This window comes from Domibacillus mangrovi (assembly GCF_001906925.1).
Lineage (GTDB): Bacteria > Bacillota > Bacilli > Bacillales > Domibacillaceae > Domibacillus > Domibacillus mangrovi.
Window position 1 is genome coordinate 1 of sequence record NZ_MRWQ01000017.1, and the last position, 19,889, is coordinate 19,889.

Annotated in this window: 22 protein-coding genes and 1 riboswitch; of the genes, 10 read left to right on the forward strand and 12 right to left on the reverse strand. The window is 43.4% G+C overall.

Going from position 1 to position 19,889, the window contains the following annotated elements; all coding sequences use genetic code 11:
* Window positions 1–645: 645 nt before the first annotated feature.
* From mnhG to BLL40_RS14770, 7 genes are read right to left on the reverse strand one after another with little or no spacing between them, the layout of a single operon-like run.
* The gene (mnhG, locus tag BLL40_RS14740) at window positions 646–984 is read right to left on the reverse strand and encodes a monovalent cation/H(+) antiporter subunit G (RefSeq protein ID WP_073712628.1); all 339 of its coding nucleotides are present in this window, start codon (window positions 982–984) and stop codon (window positions 646–648) included.
* Complete coding sequence (locus tag BLL40_RS14745) at window positions 968–1,252, reverse strand: Na(+)/H(+) antiporter subunit F1 (RefSeq protein ID WP_073712629.1); 285 nt, start codon at window positions 1,250–1,252, stop codon at window positions 968–970. Before BLL40_RS14745 ends, mnhG begins: the two co-directional genes overlap by 17 nt.
* A complete protein-coding gene (locus BLL40_RS14750; RefSeq protein WP_073712630.1) occupies window positions 1,249–1,728 on the reverse strand; it encodes a Na+/H+ antiporter subunit E in 480 nt (159 codons plus the stop codon). The genes BLL40_RS14745 and BLL40_RS14750 overlap by 4 nt, the downstream gene beginning before the upstream one ends.
* A 5-nt stretch (window positions 1,729–1,733) precedes the next feature.
* The gene (locus BLL40_RS14755) at window positions 1,734–3,215 is read right to left on the reverse strand and encodes a Na+/H+ antiporter subunit D (protein WP_073712631.1); all 1,482 of its coding nucleotides are present in this window, start codon (window positions 3,213–3,215) and stop codon (window positions 1,734–1,736) included.
* Entirely contained in the window at window positions 3,208–3,549 is a 342-nt protein-coding gene (locus tag BLL40_RS14760; protein ID WP_073712632.1) for a Na(+)/H(+) antiporter subunit C, read from the reverse strand. The genes BLL40_RS14755 and BLL40_RS14760 overlap by 8 nt, the downstream gene beginning before the upstream one ends.
* Window positions 3,549–3,971, reverse strand: a complete 423-nt coding sequence (locus tag BLL40_RS14765) for a Na(+)/H(+) antiporter subunit B (protein ID WP_073712633.1) — start codon at window positions 3,969–3,971, stop codon at window positions 3,549–3,551. The genes BLL40_RS14760 and BLL40_RS14765 overlap by 1 nt, the downstream gene beginning before the upstream one ends.
* The gene (locus BLL40_RS14770) at window positions 3,958–6,375 is read right to left on the reverse strand and encodes a Na+/H+ antiporter subunit A (protein WP_073712634.1); all 2,418 of its coding nucleotides are present in this window, start codon (window positions 6,373–6,375) and stop codon (window positions 3,958–3,960) included. Before BLL40_RS14770 ends, BLL40_RS14765 begins: the two co-directional genes overlap by 14 nt.
* A gap of 281 nt (window positions 6,376–6,656) precedes the next feature.
* On the opposite strand from BLL40_RS14770, the gene BLL40_RS14775 reads away from it, so the two are divergent.
* Window positions 6,657–7,214, forward strand: a complete 558-nt coding sequence (locus BLL40_RS14775) for a DUF5366 family protein (RefSeq protein WP_073712635.1) — start codon at window positions 6,657–6,659, stop codon at window positions 7,212–7,214.
* Between the two features lie 114 nt (window positions 7,215–7,328).
* Here BLL40_RS14775 and mtnA read toward each other — a convergent pair whose 3' ends face one another.
* Together mtnA and mtnK are read right to left on the reverse strand one after the other, a co-directional pair.
* The gene (gene mtnA / locus BLL40_RS14780; RefSeq protein WP_073712636.1) at window positions 7,329–8,360 is read right to left on the reverse strand and encodes an S-methyl-5-thioribose-1-phosphate isomerase; all 1,032 of its coding nucleotides are present in this window, start codon (window positions 8,358–8,360) and stop codon (window positions 7,329–7,331) included.
* A complete protein-coding gene (gene mtnK / locus BLL40_RS14785; RefSeq protein WP_073712637.1) occupies window positions 8,357–9,526 on the reverse strand; it encodes an S-methyl-5-thioribose kinase in 1,170 nt (389 codons plus the stop codon). Before mtnK ends, mtnA begins: the two co-directional genes overlap by 4 nt.
* A gap of 88 nt (window positions 9,527–9,614) precedes the next feature.
* Here mtnK and BLL40_RS14790 point away from each other — a divergent pair, with 88 nt between their 5' ends.
* From BLL40_RS14790 to BLL40_RS14810, 5 genes are read left to right on the forward strand one after another with little or no spacing between them, the layout of a single operon-like run.
* Window positions 9,615–10,808 carry a pyridoxal phosphate-dependent aminotransferase gene (locus BLL40_RS14790; RefSeq protein WP_073712638.1) on the forward strand — a complete coding sequence of 398 codons (1,194 nt, stop codon included), beginning with the start codon at window positions 9,615–9,617 and terminating at the stop codon, window positions 10,806–10,808.
* Window positions 10,809–10,853: 45 nt separating this feature from the next.
* Window positions 10,854–12,053, forward strand: coding sequence for a 2,3-diketo-5-methylthiopentyl-1-phosphate enolase (locus tag BLL40_RS14795; RefSeq protein ID WP_073712639.1), 1,200 nt, complete (start codon window positions 10,854–10,856; stop codon window positions 12,051–12,053).
* Window positions 12,053–12,703: a 2-hydroxy-3-keto-5-methylthiopentenyl-1-phosphate phosphatase gene (locus tag BLL40_RS14800; protein ID WP_173799932.1), complete on the forward strand. Its 651-nt coding sequence runs from the start codon at window positions 12,053–12,055 to the stop codon at window positions 12,701–12,703. Before BLL40_RS14795 ends, BLL40_RS14800 begins: the two co-directional genes overlap by 1 nt.
* Window positions 12,700–13,311: a methylthioribulose 1-phosphate dehydratase gene (locus tag BLL40_RS14805; protein WP_073712641.1), complete on the forward strand. Its 612-nt coding sequence runs from the start codon at window positions 12,700–12,702 to the stop codon at window positions 13,309–13,311. Before BLL40_RS14800 ends, BLL40_RS14805 begins: the two co-directional genes overlap by 4 nt.
* A gap of 4 nt (window positions 13,312–13,315) precedes the next feature.
* Window positions 13,316–13,849 (forward strand): 1,2-dihydroxy-3-keto-5-methylthiopentene dioxygenase, encoded by a 534-nt coding sequence (locus BLL40_RS14810; protein WP_073712642.1) that lies wholly within the window; start codon window positions 13,316–13,318, stop codon window positions 13,847–13,849.
* 110 nt (window positions 13,850–13,959) lie between these two features.
* Here the strand turns inward: BLL40_RS14810 and BLL40_RS14815 are convergent, their stop codons facing one another.
* A complete protein-coding gene (locus BLL40_RS14815) occupies window positions 13,960–15,819 on the reverse strand; it encodes a transglycosylase domain-containing protein (protein WP_073712643.1) in 1,860 nt (619 codons plus the stop codon).
* 94 nt (window positions 15,820–15,913) lie between these two features.
* Window positions 15,914–16,306, reverse strand: coding sequence for a kinase-associated lipoprotein KapB (gene kapB / locus BLL40_RS14820; RefSeq protein WP_083566559.1), 393 nt, complete (start codon window positions 16,304–16,306; stop codon window positions 15,914–15,916).
* Window positions 16,307–16,435: 129 nt separating this feature from the next.
* On the opposite strand from kapB, the gene BLL40_RS14825 reads away from it, so the two are divergent.
* The 4 genes from BLL40_RS14825 to queE all read left to right on the forward strand — a co-directional run bounded on the left by BLL40_RS14825 (window position 16,436) and on the right by queE (window position 18,606).
* Entirely contained in the window at window positions 16,436–16,648 is a 213-nt protein-coding gene (locus BLL40_RS14825) for a hypothetical protein (protein WP_073712645.1), read from the forward strand.
* A gap of 24 nt (window positions 16,649–16,672) precedes the next feature.
* A riboswitch (PreQ1 riboswitch) is annotated at window positions 16,673–16,716 on the forward strand.
* Window positions 16,717–16,799: 83 nt separating this feature from the next.
* Window positions 16,800–17,462 (forward strand): 7-cyano-7-deazaguanine synthase QueC, encoded by a 663-nt coding sequence (gene queC / locus BLL40_RS14830; protein WP_073712646.1) that lies wholly within the window; start codon window positions 16,800–16,802, stop codon window positions 17,460–17,462.
* The gene (locus BLL40_RS14835) at window positions 17,462–17,899 is read left to right on the forward strand and encodes a 6-pyruvoyl trahydropterin synthase family protein (protein WP_073712647.1); all 438 of its coding nucleotides are present in this window, start codon (window positions 17,462–17,464) and stop codon (window positions 17,897–17,899) included. Before queC ends, BLL40_RS14835 begins: the two co-directional genes overlap by 1 nt.
* Window positions 17,896–18,606, forward strand: coding sequence for a 7-carboxy-7-deazaguanine synthase QueE (gene queE / locus BLL40_RS14840; protein WP_073712648.1), 711 nt, complete (start codon window positions 17,896–17,898; stop codon window positions 18,604–18,606). The genes BLL40_RS14835 and queE overlap by 4 nt, the downstream gene beginning before the upstream one ends.
* Window positions 18,607–18,670: 64 nt before the next feature.
* Here queE and BLL40_RS14845 read toward each other — a convergent pair whose 3' ends face one another.
* On the reverse strand, window positions 18,671–19,849 hold the full coding sequence (locus BLL40_RS14845; RefSeq protein WP_073712649.1) for a MalY/PatB family protein: 1,179 nt from the start codon (window positions 19,847–19,849) through the stop codon (window positions 18,671–18,673).
* Window positions 19,850–19,889 lie beyond the last annotated feature (40 nt).

Sequence of the window (19,889 nt, forward strand, 5' to 3'; positions counted from 1 at the left end):
AACGTCTGCCTGATTCACATCGTGTGAACCTAACCCCCACTGAATGAAGTATCACTTTATCTCTTTTTTTTAGGAAGGATCATATATGTGTGGAATTGTTGGTTATACAAGTATGTATATTCACATTCAATCTATTGAACCTCCATTAAATTTTGCAAAAAAGATATTCATTTTTACATAGTTATCCCGTTGTCTAGAAAAGTTTAAGTCCTATAATCTATCTTCAAGAAAAGGGCGCTTTAATTTATGAAGGAGCATGGAAATGATCAATCTTTTTTATAAAAGAATGATCTAATTAAATATAATTAAGAGCGTGCTTTGATCAATCTTTTTTCAAAAAACGTTCTTTCTTTTTGTTCGTTTATTAAGGTTATTAATATCAATTTGATCAAAAAAATCCTCTCGCTGTACCACACAGCCAGAGGATTTTCGTTATCCCGCATTAACGGGCAGTAAGACCCCCGCTTCAAGACATCGAAAAGAAAAGAAGGATAAGGGGGGATCAACTGCCCGTAAAAGCCCGATTGGTTCGGGCCAGGCAGAGCCTGGTCACTCAGGTATTGCCGCAGGACGCGGCGTTCTTTACCTGAGTTCCTGTTTATTCAGTGGGGGATGAAGAAAACCCCCACTGAATGAAGTTTCACTTTATTTCTTATCTTTTAAATCATCTCGTACACTTTTATCCCACATTTTCACCCCGGAATTGTAAGCAGCGCGGCTAATTAAATGACCAGCGACCGGGGCAGTAATGAAGAAAAAGGCGATCCCAAGCAAGAGACGGGAATTGAAAAAGCCATCTTCAACAAGAAAATAGAGAAAAGTTGCAAGCAGAATGCACATAACGCCGAGTGTAGCACTCTTAGAAGCCGCATGATTGCGCGTATAGACGTCAGGGAAACGGATGACACCAAATGCCGCGATGAGACTGAAAAACGCGCCAGCGAGCAAAAGAAACACGATGAACATGTCACTGATCACGGTCATATTCGATAATCTCTCCTTTCTCCAAAAACTTCGCAAAAGCGACGGTACCGATAAAAGCTAGAATGCCGATCAGCAAAATAATATCCAAAAAGTTACTTGTATTCAGCAAAATCGATAAGATTGCAGCGATAGAGACAAGATTGACACCCATTGCATCAAGTGCAATGACACGGTCAGGTGTTGTCGGCCCTTTCACGAGACGATACGTGAGCCCGAGCATGGCGATGGCTAGCAAGACAAGCGTTATTTTCAACACAATATCAATCATCCGCGGCTCACCTCCATAATGGCTTTTTCAAATGAATTTTTAATGCTGTCAATCGCTTCAGATACTTCGCTAATATCAATCGCATGAATGTACAGCGTTTTATTGTCGTCCGATACATCAATGACCAGTGTACCGGGGGTTAGTGTAATTAAGTTGGACAGCAATGTCACTTCCCAGTCTGATTTCAATTCTGTCTCCATTGCAAAAATACCAGGACGCATCGTGAGTTTCGGACTGAGAACAAGCTTTAGCACGTCAATATTTGCTTTAATCAATTCGATTAAAAACAAGAAAAACAAATACGTAATCGCCCAGACGCGGTGTATGTAAAATCGGTGTGTGAAAAACCGGCGCATGCAGAACATGACAAGAAGCCCGAGTAAATAGCCAATAATGAACGTTTGAGCACTGAATGAAACTTGCAAAAACATCCAAAGAAACGCTAAAAATACATTTAATAAAATTTGAAATGCCATATCAACTACTCCTTTAACACGGCGTCGATGTAGATTTCCGGATGGATGAGCGTTTGAACAGCCTGCATCACATAAGGATATACCGCTTCTGTTCCAACACCGTATAAAACAGACAGCAAGACGAGTGAAGCGGCTGGAATAAACAACGAGCCTGTCCGTTTTTTTACATCAGGCAAAGGCGTTTCAGGTGTTTTCCAGAAAGCCTCCATAAATAGATTCACAACGGAATACAGGACAGCTAAACTTGACAGCAAGACGACAATTGCACCGACATATTCTCCTTCTGAAAAGCCGGAGCGAACGATTAACAATTTACCGCTGAATCCAGATAACGGGGGGATACCGGCCAGTCCAAAGGAGGCGAGTAAAAAGGTCCATCCAAGTGCCGGATACTGCCGGATTAGACCGCCCATTTTTGTTAAATTGGATGTACCGGCAATGTAAATGATCATCCCGCCAAGCAGGAAGAGCGCCGCTTTAATAATCATATCATGAATGAGGTAAAAAACTGTTCCTGCAATGGATTCTTCGGTCATCGTGGCAATTCCGAACAACAGCACGCCGACGGCAATAACAATGTTATAAATTAAAATTTGCTTCACATCGCGGTACGCGAGAGCACCGATGACACCGGCCACAATCGTCAAAAGTGCAAGAAGTGACATTAAGTCATGCGTAAAGGGCTGATCGTGATAAAAGAATAGCGTATAGGTCCGCAAAATCGCGTAAATTCCGACTTTTGTCAGAAGAGATCCAAACAAAGCAAGAATGGGCGCAGGCGGGGCAGCATAAGAACCTGGCAGCCAGAAATAGAGCGGAAAAATGGCTCCTTTTAAGCCGAATATGATTAAAAACAAAACAGCAAGTACCGTAATAATCGGTTCTGTGGAAATCTCAGAAATACGTGCTGAAATGTGTGCCATATTCAATGAACCGGTGACGGAATATAAAAATCCGACGGCAATCACAAAAATGGCAGATGAAATGACATTCACAAGAATGTATTTAATCGATTCACGCAGCTGTATTTTCGTGCCGCCAATGACGATTAATACATAGGACGACATGAGCATAATTTCAAAGAATACGAACAAGTTGAAAATATCACCTGTCGTAAATGAACCATTCACGCCGAGTAGCAAAAACTGAACGATCGGATAGTAGTAAAACCGTTCACGTCCGTTTCCAATAGAGCGGAATGAGTAAAGAACGACACATAACGTAATAATCGATGCCGTTAACACGAGTAAAATGCTCAACATGTCCGATACGAGTGTAATACCGAACGGTGCCGGCCAGCTGCCCATATCGACGGTTTGAATGCCGTCAGATTTTACTTTTGCCATTAAGATCATCGCAGATACGACGGTTGAAGCAGAAGCAATAACGGAAACAACTCTTTGAGCAAGGATACTTTTCGAGACAAACAGCAAGACAATCGCAGCAATCAGAGGGATAAGAATTGGTAAAACAGGTAAATTAATCATCTGCTTCTGTTCCTTTCAATTGATCCATATTGTCTGTGCCCAGCTCTTGATAGGCGCGATAAGCAATAACAAGGAACACAGCTGTGACGCCAAAACTGATGACGATCGCGGTTAAAATAAGCGCCTGCGGGATCGGGTCCGTGTACGATGCAGTGTTTTCACCAAGAACAGGTGCTGCGCCTGTTTTCAATCCGCCCATCGTCAGCAGCATTAAATGCGTGCCGTGGCTGAGGAGCCCGGTCCCAACAATAATCCGGAGCAAGCTTTTTGAAAGCATTAAATACACAGCCGCTGCAAACAGCAGACCGGCGACAATACACATTAAAATTTCCATTATTCACTCTCTCCAATCGTTTGAATAATGGTCATGGTTACACCAATGACAACAAGGTACACACCAAGGTCAAACAGCATCGCGGTGTGAAGCGATGTTTTTCCAAAAAGAGGCAGTTGGAAATAATCGTATGCATGTGTGAAAAACGGGACATTAAAAATCAATGATCCCGCGGCCGTTCCGGCTGAGAATAATAAGCCGAGACTAATGAGCCATTTAAAATCAATTAAAAATCCTTTTTTAATCGTTTTCATATCAAACGCGAGCATTAATAGAACAATCGCCCCTGAAGTGAGCAGGCCGCCGACAAAACCGCCGCCAGGGTGATAGTGCCCAGCGAAGAAAAGGTGAACGGCAAAAAAGATAATCATGAAGAAAACGACTTTGGCGATGGTTTGAAAGATCACATCATTCGTTTTCATTTTGCTCGCCACCTTTCTCCAAACGTAATTTAATCAATCCATAAATACCGAGTGCCGCAACAGATAGCACCGCAATTTCAAATAAGGTGTCAAATCCGCGGAAGTCAACAAGAATAACATTGACCATATTCTCCCCGCCGGCTTTCGTGTACGTGTTTTTGATGTAATATTCATTAATCGATGGAAATAGTTTTGTACTGTGCGCTGAAATTCCGATCAGTGCCACGATGAGGCCGACTCCAGCGGCGATGACTGCATTGCCAATCTGGAAGCGTCTTTTTTCTTCATGCCGTGACAATTTAGGCAAATGGTAAAAGCAAAGTAAAAATAACGCTGTTGAAACCGTTTCGATGACGAGTTGTGTCAACGCAAGGTCAGGTGCACGGAAAATAATGAAAAAAAGCGATACACTATACCCGACTGCACCAAGCGAAATAATCGATGTAAGGCGTGATTTGGCTATTAAAATGGTAGCTGTTGCGATCAGCAGGACAATAACCAGTCCGACTTCGTAAAATCCGATTGATGCTGTGTTTGAAGAATCAAATCGGAATGCGCCTTTCACCCAGATCGTAAACCCGAGAATGGTGATAAAAAAGGCGAAAATATAAACGAGGTAGCTGCGAATAAACCCGGTCATGTATGACTTTGTCAGCGAGTGTGAACCGCGCTCTGCGGTATACAAACTAGCGTTATATAGGTTATTAAGTGTGACTTTTCCCGGGAAATAATCGTACATTCCGATCCATTTCGGCAAAAATTTGTACAAGATTATCCCAATAATGACAACGCCAATGGTCATCATGAATTCTGTCGTAAACCCGTGCCAGAATGAAATATGTACGTCGAGCTGGCCGCCGTTTGGAATAATAGAGGGCACGATGGAAGCGGCAGCTGGTTGAATTAAGCTGTATGACAATAAATTCGGAAATAAACCGAATAGGATCACAAGCGATGCGAGTACGATTGGTGAAATTAACATCCCAAACGGTGCTTCATGCGGCTTTTTCTCCAGTTTTTCTGGCTGAAACTTCCCGCCGAATACACGAAAGACGATAATCATGCTATAAATGAACGTGAACACACTGCCGATCCATGCTAGAACAGGGAATAGAAGTCCCCATGTTTCCAAATTGAACAAATCCAGTTCAGCTAACTGTACCATTGATAAAAGAAACATTTCTTTACTTAAAAACCCGTTAAATGGCGGCAGACCAGCCATTGAAAAGGCACCGATCACCGATAAAGTGAAGGTGATGGGCATCAAGCTCATTAATCCGCCAAGACGTCGAATATCACGTGTGCCTGTTTCATGGTCAATAATACCCGTTACCATAAATAAACTGCCTTTGAACGTCGCATGGTTGATTAAATGGAATACTGCTGCAATAACGGCTGCTGTGTACAAGTTATCATCTAGTGAATCAAAATGAAGCGCCGCTGAACCGGCACCGAGCAGCGACATAATTAAGCCGAGCTGACTGACCGTTGAAAAGGCGAGAATCCCTTTTAAATCCGTTTGTTTGACGGCGTTGAAGGAGGCCCAGACCATTGTGAACAACCCAACCGTACCGACAATCCAGAACCAGTAGCCAGAAAAAGCAAAAATAGGGCTGAACCGGGCGACAAGATAAATCCCTGCTTTTACCATCGTTGCCGAGTGCAAGTACGCGCTCACAGGAGTAGGCGCTTCCATTGCATCAGGCAACCAGATGTAAAAAGGAAACTGTGCCGATTTTGTAAACGCACCGAACAAAATGAGGATCATCGCCAGTAAAAAGAGTGGGTGATTGTTCAATTCAGGTGCCTGTGCGGCGAGCTCTCGAATACTGAACGTATTGCCCATAATTGATAGAACGAGAAAACCGCCGAGCATCATCAATCCGCCAAATACCGTAATAAGCATTGACTTCAATGCACCATAACGGGAGCGATCGCGGTCAAACCAGTACGCGATTAAGAGGAAGGATGAAATAGATGTTAATTCCCAGAACATATAAAGGGTAATCACATTATCTGATAAAACGACGCCAAGCATTGCCCCCATAAACATAAGCAAATATACATAAAAATGCTGTAAGCTTTCTTTCGTTTTTGACAAATAATAGATAGAGTACAGGACAACGAGTGCCCCTATTCCGGTAATAAGAAGAACAAACAGTAAGCTAAGGCCGTCTACATACGCTGTGAAATTAATACCGAGCGATGGAATCCAGTCAGCTGTTTGCATGATGGAGTCATTCTTCATCGTTACAGGAAGATATTGAAGAAACGAAACAAACAGAACGAGCGGCAAGATCAAAACGAACCATCCTGTATGTATAGCAGTTGCTTTTTTTCGTACGAAAGGAACGCATGCGGCCATAATAAAAGGAGCGAGTATGGCCCAGTGAAGCAAAGACAATGAAATCCCTCCTAAAGTATAGTATATGGTTAAAAGTATATCGCAAAAAAATGATTGTGCATATTCTAATTTAGGATAGGCTTAAAAGCGCAATAAGGATAATAAATATGAAGAAACCAGCGATTTCAATCATTAAAAAAATTTTTAAGTATAGTGAAATTGTGCCGATTTTGCTAAAAATTGTACTTTTTATCTAAAAAAGTGTCGAAAATGGCTTGTCATGGCAATCATCCTCTTGCATAATGAACAGTGACTGACTGTGACAGAGGAGAATCATATTAATGAAAAATACATATTTAACCGGCTATATGCCGCTACTTGCTATTATGCTGTTTAGCTTATCGCTCGCCATGTATGGACAAGCTCTCGTCGTTGAAGTGCTTCAAAAAGCGAACTTATACAGTGGGATGCTCGATTTTTTTACAAAAACAGAAATGAATCTTGTCGTGATCGGCGGCCTTATGATCATTTTCACAATGATTTTCGCCACGCTTAAGCTGCTGGCGAATACGGCGAACGAACTTGCTCTTTTATTTTTTTCCAAAGACACAGAAGGCGAATTATTGAAAAAAACACGGTTTGGCGCTGTTATTTTTTTCATCGGCGGGCTTGTTTCTTTAATTAGCTTTTCGTCCGCTGCAGGTATTCTCATTATTTTCCTCGTAACAGCAGTGGCTTACATCGTTTATTTCGTTTACAGATTAAGCCCGCACATTACGACACCGCAAATGATCGGTATTATCGTTTTTGAAGCACTATTCTGGATTTTCTTCGGGCTGCTGCATGCTTTAATTATCATGAAACTATACAATGGCATTTTAGCTTCTATGCCATTGTAAAAAACCGCCTCTAGAATGTTTCAGAGGCTTTTTTGTATGATTGTGATGAACTGTAATCACGTTTAAATAAACAGGTCCCGTCCGGCCATTTAGCCGAGCGGGACCTGTTTGAAGTTATGCAAATAATGCGGCAATCGATGCTGTATCCGGTTTAATAACCCCTTTTTCTGTCACAATGCCTGTGATCAAGTCAGCAGGTGAAACATCAAATGCAGGATTGAACACATTCACGCCGTCCGGTGCGATAGTCACTCCGTTCACATGTGTAATCTCACTCGGATCGCGCTCTTCAATGGGGATTGCGTCTCCGTTTGGTGTATCAAAATCAAAAGTTGACAGTGGGGCTGCAATGTAAAATGGAATGCCGAAGGACTTGGCGAGAACCGCCAGACCCAATGTGCCGATTTTATTGGCAGAGTCACCATTAGCCGCGACTCGGTCCGCACCGGTAATGACGGCCGAAATCTGTTTTGTTTTCATCGTGTGCGCGGCCATGCTATCTGTAATGAGTGTTACGTTAACATTTGCCTCCATTAATTCCCATGTTGTCAGGCGGGCACCTTGGAATACAGGGCGTGTTTCACATGCAAAAACAGACAATTCAATGCCGTGCTCTTTCGCCAAAAAGAAGGGAGCAAGAGCTGTACCGTATTGTGCTGTCGCAATCGAACCGGCATTGCAAATCGTCATGACCCGGTCGCCATTTTGAAACAATTTGAGCGCATGTTCGCCGATTGAACGGCAAACTTCTGCATCTTCTTTTTGAATCAGCATCGCTTCCGCTAGCACGTTTTCACGCAATGATTGCACGGTGTTTGATCGTAGGACGACTTCATTCATTCGGTTCAGGGCCCAAAATAAGTTGACGGCAGTTGGACGAGACTGAGACAAATAGCCGCTGTCTATCCATACTTGTTCTTTCAGTTCATGAACATCTTCTGTCTTATAAGTGAGCGCTGATAAGGCAACACCGAACGCTGCTGCAATGCCAATGGCGGGAGCACCGCGCACTGCAAGCGACTTAATCGCCTCAAATACGGATTCTACCGTATCAAGCATCAAGTATTCTGTTACATGCGGCAATTTGCGCTGATCTAACAGCCGAATCACATGGTTTTCCCAAATAACAGATTGTGGGATATTCATTCAAGCCCCTCCTTAAATGCGGCGACGAGCTGATCCGCAGTCGTATAACGGGCCCGATCTTTTACAAAATGAGCTCCTATTGACAAGGACTGGCGTTTTGCTTCTAAACGCATCGCTTCATCTTCTATACCATCGAGATCTTTCACATGGGCCAGTCCGATCGTCCGGCGAATCATTTCAAGTCCCATAAAACCAGTTGCCTGTTCAAAAATATCAGCCAAAAGCCATTCCAGATAGCCATCTGTTGGGGCAAAGGCTTCTGTATTGTTTTCATTCCACAAACGAGTGAACTCGGAAATAAACACATCCCATACCGTCACAACATGCGCATAAATGGGCGTGCGGCGTGACTCTTCGCGTGACAATGCGTTTATAAATAGGTTTGCTGTAAAATGGGCAATATCAAACCCGAAAGGTCCGTAAAACGCAAACTCTGGATCAATCACTTTCGTTTCCGTCTTGCTTGCGAAAATACTGCCGGTGTGAAGGTCTCCGTGCAAGAGCGTGTCACCGGACGTTAAAAATAATCGTTTTAACTGTGCGGCATGGAGCTTCAAAATGGAGTCTTGCCATATTTTCTCTACATCCGGCCGAAGTGCTTCTTCAAAATCATTTGTGTCGGCATCAAAAAATGGATCTGTAAACACAAGTCCTTCGGTAATATCACATAATTCGGGATTGCAGAACGTATTTTGTAACTTTTTCTTTTCCTGCGGCCCGAGTGCAAAATCGGATGTACCATAAAGCGTGCGGGCGAGAAATTCACCGGTATGTTGCGCGAGGAGCGGATAATCTATGCCAGTAATAAGGCCTGTACGGGCGATTTCTAGATGAGATAAATCTTCCATGATCGTAAGGGCTAAATTCTTATCCGAATAGTAGATTTTAGGGGCATAATTAGGTGCGAATTGACCTTGCAAACGGAGTGCCCGATTTTCAATATCAGCCCGTTCGAGTGTAAGCGGCCAACTTTCACCCACAACTTTTGCATATGGAAGGGCCTGTTTGACGATGATACTTTTGTCTGTTCCAATTATACGGAACACGTAATTTAAATTACCGTCGCCAACTTCTTGACAAGAAAGGGTTTCAGATTCAGCAAATAAGCCAAGTTTTTTCACAAGGGAAACAGCTGATTCGGTCGTTAATGATTCATATAGAGACATGTTGATCCCTCCGAGTATATTTACAATTCGAAAAATAGCATATATATTAATGACTAAAATTGCAAGAACAATTTAAGTAGGTGTATAAATGACTCATTTTGACCAATCAACATTATTAAATATGCTGCCAAGGCAGTTTTTTGCAGCATTGACGAAAAAAGCAGCACAGTATGTGAACGCAGGACATGACGTCATTAATCTAGGGCAGGGAAACCCGGATCAGCCGACCCCTCAGCATATTGTAGACTCGCTGAAAATCGCCGCGGAGCGTCCCGATTTTCATAAGTATCCGCCGTTTCAAGGCCAGCTATTTTTAAAGGAAGCAGCAGCCGATTTTTACAAGCGAGAATATGACGTAGACCTTGACCCAGAAAAGGAAGTCGCTATTTTATTTGGCGGAAAAGCGGGACTTGTCGAATTGCCGATGTGTTTATTGAATCAGGGTGATTACATGCTTGTGCCGGACCCTGGTTATCCGGATTACTGGTCAGGGGCGGCGATGGCTGGAGCAAAGATGGATTACATGCCGCTGACAGCGCAAAACGGATTTTTGCCGGATTACGAAAGCTTGGACCACGAACGGCTAGAGCGGGCAAAGCTTTTATTGCTCAACTATCCGAATAACCCGACCGGTGCTCAGGCAAATCCGGCCTTTTTTGATGAGACAGTGGATCTTGCCAGACGGCATAGTATATGTGTCGTGCACGATTTTGCTTATGGCGGAGTTGGATTTGATGGTGTTAAGCCACCGAGCTTTCTACAAGCGGAGGGTGCAAAAGACATCGGTGTGGAAGTATATACATTATCGAAAACATACAACATGGCTGGATGGCGTGTTGGCTTTGTCGCAGGAAATAAAAGTGTCATTTCAGCGATTAATTTATTGCAAGATCACATGTATGTGAGCTTGTTCAGCGCCATACAAAAAGCAGCAGCAGATGCATTAACCGGTCCGCAAGATTGTGTTCGCGAGCTTTCGAACATGTACGAAAAACGCCGGAATGTGTTCATTCGGGCGTGCAGGAAAATTGGCTGGGATGTTACCGCACCAGCGGGCTCCTTTTTTGCTTGGCTTCCAGTGCCGGCACCCTATACATCGGTTGAATTTGCCGATGTACTTCTGGAAAAAGCTCATGTCGTCACGGCACCGGGAATTGGATTTGGAATATATGGGGAAGGCTATGTGCGGGTTGGGTTATTGACGGATGAAAACCGACTGTTAGAAGCCGTTGAACGCATCGGAGAGCTAGGGCTCTTTGTTGACAAAATGAGAAAAAAATGACATAATCCAAGTAAATTAGTTGGCATTCAGAATGGAGAACGAGTGATGAGTGAAGTGATCGCAACGTACCGGCTGTTTGATAAAGGCGGCCAATTTGAAAAAAAAGCAGAAAGTATCGCACTCGGTTTGACAATCGGTTCATGGACTGACTTGCCGCATCTTGAGCAGGAGCAGTTGAAGAAGCATAAAGGACGAGTCGTATCCATTAAAGAAACAGGACGTGAAACGATAGAAGGACGAGAAGCGGATATTACCATTGCGTATCCCGCTGCAAACTTTAGCGCCGATTTGCCGGCTATTTTAGTAACGGTATTTGGTAAATTATCATTAGATGGTGTCATTCGCTTAATCGATCTCGACTTTTCAAGTAATTTGGCAAAGTGGTTTCCCGGTCCGAAGTTTGGTGTACAAGGTATTCGTGAATTAACAGGAGCCTATGACCGCCCGCTCGTTATGAGTATTTTTAAAGGCGTTATTGGTCGTGACCTGTCGTATATGGAAAAGCAGTTGAAAGGGCAGCTTGATGGCGGCATTGACATTGTCAAAGACGATGAAATTTTATTTGAAAACAAGTTGACGCCATTTGAAGAGAGATTGAAGCTTGGCAAGCAAGTCATCGCGGAAAGCGGCAAAAAAGCATTGTATGCGGTGAATTTGACTGGACGCACATGTGACTTGAAAGAAAAAGCGCGTCGTGGTATTGAACTTGGTGCAACAGCCTATTTGTTTAACGTATTCGCATACGGGCTGGATATGTTACAGGAGCTTGCAGAAGACCGTGACATTCCAGTGCCAATTATGGCGCATCCAGCTCTATCTGGCGCGTTTACATCGGCCCCACATCACGGTATATCGACAGAATTGATGCTAGGCAAGCTTGTCCGTATGGCCGGCGCTGATTTCACCTTGTTCCCGTCGCCATATGGATCGGTCGCACTAGAGCGGCCCGCTGCTTTAGGAATAGCGGAAATGGCGCTTGAAGATAGCATGTATAAACAGACGTTTCCCGTGCCCTCTGCCGGGATTCATCCTGGGCTTGTGCCTGTACTGTATGACGATTTTGGCATGAATTCGATCATTAATGCGGGCGGCGGTGTTCATGGCCATCCGAATGGGGCAGCAGGCGGCGGACGTGCATTCCGTCAAGCGGTAGATGCGGTTGTAGCAGGCCAGACGATTGAAGAAGCTGCACAGCAACACGAAGATTTACGCGTCGCATTTGAATTGTGGGGAACGGGTAAATGATGGAGAAACCTGTACTCATTTGTGATTTTGACGGAACGGTGACGAAAAATGATAACATTATCGCCATCATGGAACAGTTTGCACCGGCTGGTTGGGAAGAGTTAAAAGAGAGTGTACTCACGCAGCGGATTTCGATTAAAGAAGGTGTCGGAAAGATGTTTGCGCTCCTCCCATCATCGCAAAAAGAAGAAATCACTGATTTCATTTTACATGATGCGAAAATTCGTGAAGGCTTTACAGAATTTGTGGCGTATGCGAAAGAGGCTGGAATTCCGCTTTATATCGTAAGCGGGGGGATGGACTTTTTTGTGAAGCCGATTTTAAATGGCCTTGTCCCAGATAACCATATCTATTGCAATATGGCTGATTTTTCGGGTGAATACATGCATATTGACTGGCCTTATTCGTGCGACGAGCATTGTGGAAACGCGTGCGGGTGCTGTAAGCCTTCGATCGTTCGTCATATTGCAAAAGGGAAAGATATTATCGTGATTGGCGATTCGATTACGGACCTTGAAGCGGCTAAACTTGCGGACTTTGTCATCGCACGTGATTTATTGCTTGAAAAAAGTCGTGCACTTGGGTTGACTCATAAACCATTTAATACATTTTATGAAGTCATTGATCATGTGAAAGAGGCGGTCAAATGAATACAATGCAATTACGTTGGAATGATCTGGCGGATGTGAAGCGGGAGCTTGCGGCGCGTGACTGGTTCCCAGGGACAAGCGGCAATTTATCAATTAAAGTGGATGATGCGTCGTTCCTCGTCACAGCAAGCGGAAAAGATAAGCGGAAAGAAACGAATGAAGACTTTTTGCTTGTGGATGCACAAGGGGAAGCGATTGAAGGATATGCCGGCAAGCCATCTGCTGAAACGCTTTTGCATGTGGAGGTTTATGGTAAAACTGACGCCGGTTGCAGCCTGCATGTGCATACGATTGACAATAATGTGATTTCGGAATTGTACGGTGACAAGGGTGAAGTGACGTTTGCCGGGCAGGAAATTATTAAAGCGTTGGGCCTATGGGAAGAGTATGCGCAGGTGACTGTGCCTATTATTTCAAACTACGCCGACATTCCAAAGCTTGCTGAAGAGTTTGGCAAGTACGTGTCAACGGACGCCGGTGCCGTATTAATTCGCAACCATGGCATTACCGTTTGGGGCCGTGATGCGTTTGAAGCGAAAAAGTTTTTAGAAGCGTATGAATTTTTGTTTTCATGGCATATTAAATTACTTATCCTGAAAGGAAGATGAACAAATGGCATCTATTTATTTTCAAGAAACGGGTGAACGTGTAACGGATCGAAACGCAGTCAGCGCTTTTTTGACAGGACAGGAAGTTATTTATGAAAACTGGGATATGACGAAGCTTCCTGAAAACTTGCGTGAAAATTATTCGTTGACAGATGAAGAGAAGCAGCAAGTACTTGATGTATTCAAATCAGAACTTGACGATATTTCTGAGCGCCGCGGCTATCAGGCACGTGATATCATTTCTTTATCAGATAGCACACCGAATCTCGAAGAATTATTAACGAAATTTGAAAATATTCACATTCATACAGATGATGAAGTACGTTTTATTGTGAGTGGACATGGCATTTTTGCGATTCAAGCGAAAGATGGCCAATTTTTCAATGTAGAGCTTGAGCCGGGCGATTTAATTTCCGTTCCGGTCAACACACGTCATTATTTCACATTGATGGAAGACCGTAAAGTAGTAGCCGTCCGCGTCTTCGTTACGCAAGAAGGCTGGGTGCCGATTTATGACGACGAGCAGAAAAAAGCATAAAATAATATAAACAAAAAGAACCGGAACAGCTGACAAGTGTTCCGGTTCTTTTTGTGAAAAAATACCCCGCAGCCAAGATTGGTGCGGAGTGAATCTAGTAATCTGTTATACTACCTCATGATGCGTTTCCAGATGAGCTGCTGAGGACCATAGGATTCCATATATTGAATGTTATCGTATTTACTATTGTACTTGTCCTTCCCAACCCATACGCCAGCTGTATACCCTTCAGTCAGTCCGACGAACCAAAGATCGTGGTAATTATTCGTCGTTCCGGTTTTCCCGCCAATATATGAGGTTGCAAAGTTTGCTTTTTTACCGGTCCCATTTTTCACAACGTTTGTAAGCATATCACGCATTTTGTACGCTGTAGCGGATGACCAGACACGAACAGGTTCAACCTTCCAGGCGTAAAGTGTATTGCCTTCAAAATCGGTTACACGTTTAATCGCATGCGGCTTTGTAAATGTCCCATCGATAAATGACGTATAGGCACCAGCCATTTCAAGAGACGTTACACCAGGATCGATTCCGCCAAGTGATGCGGCACGCACGTGATCGTCTTCATCAACACGATTAAAGTCAAATTTATCAAGATAAGAAAAGGAGCGCTCGATGCCGGTCCGCATATATGCACGGACAGCAGATGTATTGTGTGATTTCGTTAACGCTTCCTTAATCGTGACCATTCCGTATTCTTTCCCGCTGTAGTTGTTCGGACACCAATCGCCAACACAATATTTATCAGCGGAAATAAGATCATTCACACCAGCTCCAAATGTTTCCATATAAGGTGCGTAATCAAGCAATGGTTTAATCGTTGATCCGGGCTGGCGATATGCTTGGTATGCCCGGTTAAATTGAGTCACTTCAAAGTCTCTTCCGCCGGACAACGCGACAATGTCATGCGATTGATTTCCGATGACAGCGGCAGATCCTTGTACAGATGAACCGGCGAGTACGTTATTTACCGCACTAACCGCTTTCTCTTGCATAGAGGGATCAAGTGCCGTATGAATAATGACACCAGAGGCCAATACTTCTGCTACACGTGCGTTCAACTTTTCTTGAATCGCCTTGCGCGCATCGCCATCTGCATTAATCAGCTGCTGATCAAATCCTTCTGTTTCCGCAATTAAATCTTTGAATTCATCCTTAACATATGTGGAGTAGTCGGGATATTTGTCGAGACGATTGCGTACATTCAGCGTGATTTTTTCGTTTTTAATCTGCTCTGCTTCATCTGCTGTAATAAATTCTTCACGTGCCATAATGTCAATGAGGCGTTCTTGGCGCGTTTTCGTATTATCAAAGCGTTTCAGTGGATCATATAGTGACGGATTGTTTGGAATCGCTGCGATGAAAGCCATTTGTGCTTTTGATAGCTTGTTCACAGGCTTTTGAAAATAATACTGCGCGGCAGCTTCTACACCGTACACATTATGGTTGAAGTAAATAACATTTAAATATAAATTTAAAATGTCATCTTTTTCGAGCTTTTTCTCAATTTGATACGAATAAAGTACTTCTGATATTTTCCGAGCCAGTGTCCGGTCTTGTGTTAAATAAATGTTACGGGCGACTTGCTGGGTAATCGTACTTGCACCTTGCTCGATCTCATCGGACTGGGAATTAACTAAAAATGCCCGCATGACAGCGGCTGCATCGATACCGGAATGATTATAAAAATGTTTGTCTTCCGATTGTAAAAACAATTCCTTTAAAAAAGAAGGAACTTTTTCACCGTCAACGACGATTCGATTTGGCTGATGAAGCTCGACGTACGTGTTGCCATTTGTATCTTTTATTCTGCTTGCCTGTGGCAAATCTACTTCATTGATAATGATTCTTTCTTCTACATAATCATCAAAATTTTGCACTTTACCTGCTTCGGCATCGGCGTAATAAAATGTTAAAACGGATGCAGGTATAAGCAAAATGATGAGGACGTACCCAAACACCGTTCTCATTCACTAACCGCCTTTTTTAAGGTTTGAATTTCCATATATATAATCATAAAGGAAAAAAAGATGGAAATAAAGGGCTGTTTTTCACATGATTGGGCTATTCGAACGAAATTTTGTACATAAGTGCATACTCTTTTTTCACTGCTTGAAGTGTCTGTAAGCTGCGGACCGTGAATGCGTCATCCTTCGCTAGAAGCCGATTTTCAAGTTTAACGACAGCAGCCAGAAGCGAATCGATATAATTCGCCGTTTCGCCATTGAACAGGTGAACAGACGATTCAGGGATATTGGCCTGTTCACCCTCAGCAAGTGCTTTCCGCTCATGAAAAAACGGGACATCCGCAACATTTGGATTGTGCAAGTCACCTTGGGCAGGGTGACGCAGCACAGATGATATTTTGATCGTATAGCCGCCGGGGCGAATGGCTGTAATCAATCCTGTATATTTTCCTGATTTATAATGTGCTGTTACCAAATCACCAATATTCAACAAAATCTCCTCCTTAAAAATTCATTGTATCAATTTTCCTGATTTAATGGAACTGACACAATCATGAGGTTGGATTTACGATGTTCTCTTGCTATAATATATAGGTACGATAGAATGGAGGCATGCAGTATGCTGACTAACATGATGCTTGGTTTCGGAAATTTTTTATACTTTCCTGAAGATAAATCGGAGTATCTTCCAGCTGCAATTTCAATGAGTGTATTCGTTTTAATGGCTGTCGCTGCCTTTTACTTTATGAAGCGGGTGTCGAAAAAGGAAGAACAAAAAACAAAACAAATTGAAGAGCAAATCAGTAAGATGAATCAACAAAATAAAGGATAAATGAAAGAAGACATTCCGCGATATGCGGGAGAGGTTCGCGAACTCCCTCTATAAAAAACTAAGAAAAAAACCGGCATGTGACGGTTTTTTTCTATTGTCTTCGCGAGCTTGTACTTCTTTTTTTATATGAATAGAAAGAAGGAAAATAAAGATGCTAAAAGATGAAAAAGCCGTTGTTGTGTTTAGCGGCGGACAGGACAGTACAACGTGTCTGTTCTGGGCAAAACAAACATTTAAAGACGTGATAGCGGTGACGTTTGACTATGGACAGCGTCACGATGCAGAAATTAACGTAGCGAAAGAAATTGCGGCTCATCTTGACGTACCGCATCACATATTGAATATGGGGCTGTTAAATCAGTTGGCACCGAGCGCGTTGACGCGCACCGATATAGCGATTGAAGAAAGAGAAGGAGAGCCCCCATCAACATTTGTAGAAGGGCGCAACTTGCTGTTTGTATCGTTTGCAGCTATTCTTGGAAAACAGTTCGATGCGCGCCATATTGTGACGGGCGTCTGTGAAACAGATTTCAGCGGCTACCCCGACTGTCGCGATTCATTTGTCAAATCACTTAATGTGACGCTTAATTTATCAATGGATTATGAGTTTGTTATTCATACACCACTCATGTGGCTCGATAAAAAAGAAACGTGGGCACTGGCCGATCAGCTCGGTGCATTTGCGTACGTATGTGAAAATACACTAACGTGCTATAACGGTGTAAAAGGTTCAGGATGCGGTGAATGTCCCGCTTGCAAACTGCGTCAAAATGGACTCGATCAATACCTTGAACAAAAAGGAGGAAACGTGTGATGATGCAGCAAATTTATCCGGCCCCCACGCACGGTTTCCGTTATGAGTTAAATAAAGACTTTCAATTTGCTGCGGCGCATTACGTACCGCATGACGAAGCGGGAGCATGCCGGAAGTTACATGGCCACACGTATTTTGCCAATGTGACGGTCGCCGGCGATGAGTTAAATGAATCTGGTTTTCTGACCAACTTTCAACTGATTAAGACGCTTATTCATAAACGCTTTGACCATACCGTACTAAATGACGATATGTTATTTTCTGAAGATATATCGGAGCGCTATCCAACAACAGAAGTGGTTGCCCGCGTTATTTGGGAAGTTATCCAAAAAGAACTTAATGAAACACCAAATAAACCGAAATGCTTGCAAGTCTATTTGCGAGAAACACCGACAAGTTATGTTATCTATCGTCCGAAACAAGAGGATTTCTCATGATTCCTGTACTTGAAATTTTCGGGCCGACTGTACAGGGTGAAGGAGCTGTTATTGGTCGAAAAACGATGTTTGTACGTACAGCTGGTTGCGATTACCGCTGTTCCTGGTGCGATTCGGCTTTTACGTGGGATGGCAGTGCGAAAGATGATATTCGCAAAATGACACCTGAAGACATTTATGAAGAGCTGCGGGAAGTCGGTGGTGATACGTTTGATCACGTGACGATTTCCGGCGGCAACCCGGCACTTTTGCCGTCTCTTGCCGGTTTGCTCGATTTGTTTAAGGAAAAAGGAATTGTATCTGCTCTTGAAACGCAAGGCTCCAAATTCCAATCATGGTTTCACGACATTGACGAGCTGACCATCTCCCCAAAGCCGCCAAGTTCTGGAATGGACACGGATTTTGATAAGCTAGCTGATATTATTGAACGAACAGCAGGGCAACAGGTCAGTTTAAAAGTTGTTGTCTTTAACAAAGAAGACTTAACGTATGCGAAAAAAGTGCATCAGCTTTTTCCGGGCATTCCTTTTTACGTGCAAGTGGGAAATGATCGTCTCGATGAAATAGACGATGAGAAATTGCTCGTCTATTTAGCCGGCCGCTATGAATGGCTCATTAACCTTGTGATGCCGGACCCCGAATTCAAAAGCGTTCGGGTTCTCCCGCAGCTTCATACATTTGTATGGGGAAACAAAAAAGGCGTATAATAATAGCTATATAATGTGTAAATACCCCGCTGCATGTGCAGACGGGGTATTTGTGGGTAACTCACTAGCTCAATTTCATGGAGTCTACTGCTTTTTTCATTCGTTCTACGCCGTCCTGCACGAGCGATCGTGGACATGCGACATTTATGCGCATAAATCCTTCGCCACCAGGACCGTATTTCCCGCCATTTCCGAGTGCAATGCCGCTATCTAAAAATAAGGCGAGCAGTTCTTTGTCTGAAAGGCCAAGTTTCCGACAATCGATCCAGACGAGGTAGCTGCCTTCTGGCTCCATGACCGTAAGTTCGGGGATTTCCGCTTCTACATACTTCTTCACAAGACGGTTATTCTTTTGAATATAGTCAATCGCTTCGTCGAGCCATTCATGCCCATAGCGATACGCAGCTTCCATTGCTGCAATCCCGAGTTGATTCAACGTAAATGCTCCCTGACGTGCAAATACTTTTTGAAATTTTGTCCGCACTGCTTTATTTGGAATGATAAGAGCAGACGCTTGCAGCCCTGCCAAATTAAACGTTTTGGATGGAGCAATTAATGTGACGATATACGCAGCATATTCTTCAGATAATGAACCAATCGGTACGTGTTTATGAGGTGCCCGGGTTAAGTCGGAATGAATTTCATCTGATATGATGTACACACCGTGCTTTCGACAAATGTCTGCAAGCTGTGTCAATTCGTCTTTCGTCCAAACGCGGCCCCCGGGATTATGAGGTGAACATAGGACAAACATTTTCGCCTTTTCTGAAATGATTTTTTCTTCAATATCGGTAAAGTCCATTTCATAACGGTTATCTCGAAGTATAAGCTCACTATGAACGAGTTTTCGGTCATTCTTTTCCACCATGTCGAAAAATGGGTTATAAACAGGGGGCTGCACGATGACCGCGTCACCTGTTCCCGTTAACGCTTCAATCGCTGCACCAATTGATGGGACGACACCGTGATTAAACAGTAGCCATTCTTTTTGAATGTCCCAGTTGTGACGAACACTCATCCACGTGACGATGGATTCACGTGTGGAGTCTGGCACGAGCGTATAGCCATAAATACCATGAGCTGCTTCTTTCTGTACCGCTTCTATAACGGCATCTGGTGCTTTAAAGTCCATATCCGCCACCCACATCGGCAATACGTCATCTTTTCCAAACACTTCGTTCAATGCATCCCATTTTACAGCGTTTGTTCCGCGACGCTCGATGACCTCATCAAATCTTGACATCAAATCCACTCTCCTTGACAATAAAGTTACTCCCATTATG